The sequence below is a fragment of the Aeromonas sp. R1-1 genome, assembly GCF_040908495.1.
Taxonomy (GTDB): domain Bacteria; phylum Pseudomonadota; class Gammaproteobacteria; order Enterobacterales; family Aeromonadaceae; genus Aeromonas; species Aeromonas veronii.
Genome location: NZ_JBFODV010000314.1, coordinates 1 through 3,857, shown reverse-complemented (window position 1 = coordinate 3,857; position 3,857 = coordinate 1). Strand labels below are relative to the sequence as shown.

The window sequence follows — 3,857 nt, the reverse complement described above, 5'->3', positions numbered from 1 at the left end:
CGTAGCAGCAGAGCCAGTACCCGCAACACCTCGCCAGTCACCGGTACAACATTCTCCGGTAGAGCGGCCCGCTTGCTGTTCTTGCAGGTGTCGACCGTGACGGGCAAGCCCACCGACGTCAGCAACGCCGAAATCTCGCCGTAAGTCATCGTGTGGTCGAACCAAGCCTTCTGCACCAGTGAACGGGTCAGAATGCGGGTCAAGATGCCCAGCGAGCCATCCTCGCGAACCCGCATCTTGGAACCTTGCAGAGCTAGCGCAGATTCGTAGTAATCTTCCCAACTAGCCCAATCCTCCAAGGTCTTGAGGCAGTTGTCCTCTCGCCAACCCTCGAAACGGGCACGGCAATGATCCGCCATGCCAGCATCGCCCCAAGGCACCGTATCGCAAGCAATATGCGACCCACCGGCCACTTCTACTATCTGGGGATTAACCAACTGCCTTTTCTGGTCGAACTCGTAGGACAGCCTGCTCTGCTTCTTTATTTCGATTAGGTCGCTTTCCGTTAGCCACTGCTCCCGAAGCGAGATCAGGTGACTGGCGTCGATCTTCTGTCCCGGCTCTCGGTCAAGGTAGAGCCTCAGGATCCATGCGTTCTGCTCCTCCGTCGTTCCCGCACACTTAACGCCAGCTTTAGCTAGCACAGGGGGAGTATCACCAATGACAGCGGTACACTGCCCCCGCGTTTTGATAGACACAATCTGGCGAGCATGGTGCTTCAGTTCCACCATCGGCACGGGTTCGCCACTCTCATCACCATGCAACTGCTGACACAGCGCCTGATAACGACGACACAGAGGCCCAGTCTGGTCGAGCTCCTCCAAAGGGGCATCAGTGAGGAAACCATCGGTAGTGACCGATACCACCGTGCGATGTAAGGGGATCCGGTGAAGAAGCTCACCGCACACCGCCCGGATCAGGCCCGTTGTATGAGCCGCCATGTATGGATTGGTCACAGCCGAGGGGCCGATCTTATTATTCTTACCGGTAGCAGTATCGAACGCAGTCTTATCGCGAAGCCCCTGGGCCAGCTTCCCGTAGAGCGAGTTACCGATTTCCTTGACCATCACCTCTTCGAGGCTCTTTTTGGGGTATTCCTGACGTAACCGCTGGATCATCCGCGTGAATTCTTCGAACAGGGGCTCACTACCCGATAGCCAAGGCACAATGACACCGTGTTTTATATGGATGGTGGCGCCCATGGAGAGAGCCAATTCGATTTCTGGCGCTGTGACATACGCCAATCCTGATAAAGGAAAGCGCAGCCCATATTGCTCGGATCTAACTGGAAAACAGGGAAAGCTAGTGCCAGCAGGGAAAGTGAACTCAATGTAGGCGAAGCCCATGACGTGACCGATAAAATCTTGAGGGTCAGAGCTCGTATGCATGTTGGCGTAGTCAGGCACCAACAGGTCACAAAGCCCCGTGGTATAAGCGCCCTTCAGGTCCCAGTCATACCAATCCCCTATCTCGGTAGGGCCTATCATGAATGACTCATTCCTGCCACCGTGGTAGCTGCGGATAGCAAGATCTTCATACAGGCCACGAGCAGGAGACGGACGTGTCACCGCCTTTGTCGTGACTTTGCCTTTTCCGGTATTCCAGCGCTCAATCTTGGCGAGCTCTAGCCCGAAAGCCGTCATGTAGTCGATGTCAGCGTCTTTGAGTAGTCGCCGAAATACAGAAACACCGACAGCCCCCAAAGACCTAGGAAGCTTCTGCAAACCGAACTGCCCACCGAGAAAATCGCGAACTTTCAGGGCATATTTCACAGCAATCTCGGCATCGCGCAGGGCATACCGTTCAAACGCCTCCGGATCGCCAGCCAAGAGCTCATCCATACGCTCGATGCTGTAACCCTCGGGGATCTCCACCTTGGGCAAGCCGAGCATTGAGCCCAGCGCTGACAACGGCGATTTGTTGGGGGATAAAAAGAGGGTATCGACGAATTGGATTATCGATTTCTGGGGTTTGCGATTGCGATCGCGTAGTGTGATGGGTTTTAACGGAGCACGGCGCTTGCGTTCAGCGGTTTCATCAACGCCATAGCCACTATCGGTAATAATTTGTCCGACTACGCTCCCACCCTGACCATCCAGGCGAGTCTTCATGTGCCAGAAGTCTTTGAACGTACTGAGGTCGGCACGCAGAAAGTGAGCTACGACGACTATCGTTCGTGGCCACTTTTTGATTAAGCCAGCTGCACGGCAGTCCTCAACCACTTGCGAAATGAACGCTTCAAAGGAGAAGCGCTTGCCCTCATCAGGGTAATAAACTTTGCTAAACACCGCGTTATCATGGTTGATCGCAAAAGATTGGTAAGACAGAACTTTATTACCAGTACCCAACCACCTCCATTCGGCATCGCAACCGATCCAGATTGGGAAGCCATCAGCTAGCGAGATAGGCGGCTGTTTTGGGTCAAACGAGACTTTCTTTATCGCAAACTTAAGGTGGGGGGGCTCAGGCTGATCTTCTTCTATAACCCCGATTTCTGCCTTCTTAAATTCAAACATGAAATTATCTCCAGACAAAAAAGAACCCCGCCCTGCATGCAGGGCGGGGTTAGGTTGCGCGAGGTTATTGAGTAGATGACCCGTTCAGGCGATTAGAAAGCTCGGTCAACAACTGGACACATGCAGCTTCAGAGGAGCAGAGGCATGTCAATATCGGTTTCTCGATACCATCAGCATATAAGCGAACCACGGGCCCATTGCCCATATCACCGTAGTCAGCAGACTTGACCAACTCCGGTAGCACAATGGTCCCATCTTCTAACATAAAGTATTTTTCAAGAAGACCGGCATTCGCCAACGCATCACGAACATCCTTAAGAAGCTGCACTTGCTTCTCGGGTTCAGCGGCGGCATCGAAAGCTATTTGCCGCTCAAGGCTGTTGATCCCAACGCCCAACCGTGAAATAGCATCGGGAGTCATCCGATCCAAAGACTCATTCAACGGTTGGTAGCGTTTGGTATAGGCAATGTGCGCCAAATTGACGAGGTTTCGGCCAATGATGGCGGTTAGAGTACAAGCTGGTTCAGTTTTTTTCACCAGACGAGTGCTGGTATTTCGAGCTGCGTTTTTAGACATGGTTCCTCCATTGTGTCGCAACTTTACATGTGTCCCCCGTTCTGGATTAAACGTGAGACATGTATCCGGTTCCTTGTTAGGTCATCAGCAAATGACCAACAAGCCTTTAACAGAAATGTAAAGTTATGCGACACACGAAGGCCCTGTGCAGGAATGCAAAAGAGGGGCTTTAGTGGCGCTTTATAGCCGGTATTGCTTATGTAAGCGGCTACGGTGGCGAATCTAATGGATAGTCGAATGCCATGTCAAGAACGTATCAGAAAAAAAATATCAACAAGGGGATGGGGGCAATGGGCAAAATCCTAGCGCAAAACTCACCGCCACGCGCACGACTCAAACTGGGGAAACCGCGCCTGATAAGAACTGCTGCCATGGTGTAGTAGTGCTGTTGGGGATGGTGCAGATCCACCGCACCGTCCCTATCATGAGCGACTGATGGATCTTGGTGGCTGCGCGAGCGGGATGTTCCAATTCCAGAGAACGACGTGAGCATCATCGGAGCCCCCCATCGCAGATTAACTTCATGGTCATACCCCAGATAACCGTATAGGCAACATTGCAGGGGATGGAGAGCGCTGTGGTGTTGGCGTGTGATCCGCTCTCCATCCCCAACGACGTTATTACCCCGCTCTACCATCCCTTGATATGCTTGCTTTCCCGAGTTTTCACCTTGCGCGTATCCCCCGAATCTGCGCCATCGCGTTAGTACTAGATTTGCCTCCCAGCGTCATTACTCCAATAACGGTGTCGGTAGGCCCGTTGGT

The 3,857-nt window shown here is 52.8% G+C and carries 2 protein-coding genes; both read right to left on the bottom strand.

Going from position 1 to position 3,857, the window contains the following annotated elements; translation table 11 throughout:
• A partial coding sequence (locus tag AB5Y92_RS22185) for a hypothetical protein (protein WP_368227838.1) occupies window positions 1-2,516 on the bottom strand: 2,516 nt, incomplete at its 3' end.
• Window positions 2,517-2,580: 64 nt separating this feature from the next.
• A complete protein-coding gene (locus AB5Y92_RS22180; protein WP_368227835.1) occupies window positions 2,581-3,093 on the bottom strand; it encodes a hypothetical protein in 513 nt (170 codons plus the stop codon).
• Window positions 3,094-3,857: the final 764 nt, after the last annotated feature.

Bases quoted from the DNA above. Each gene is read 5' to 3' on its own strand.
- AB5Y92_RS22180 (WP_368227835.1), bottom strand. From the start codon at position 3,093: ATGTCTAAAAACGCAGCTCGAAATACCAGCACTCGTCTGGTGAAAAAA.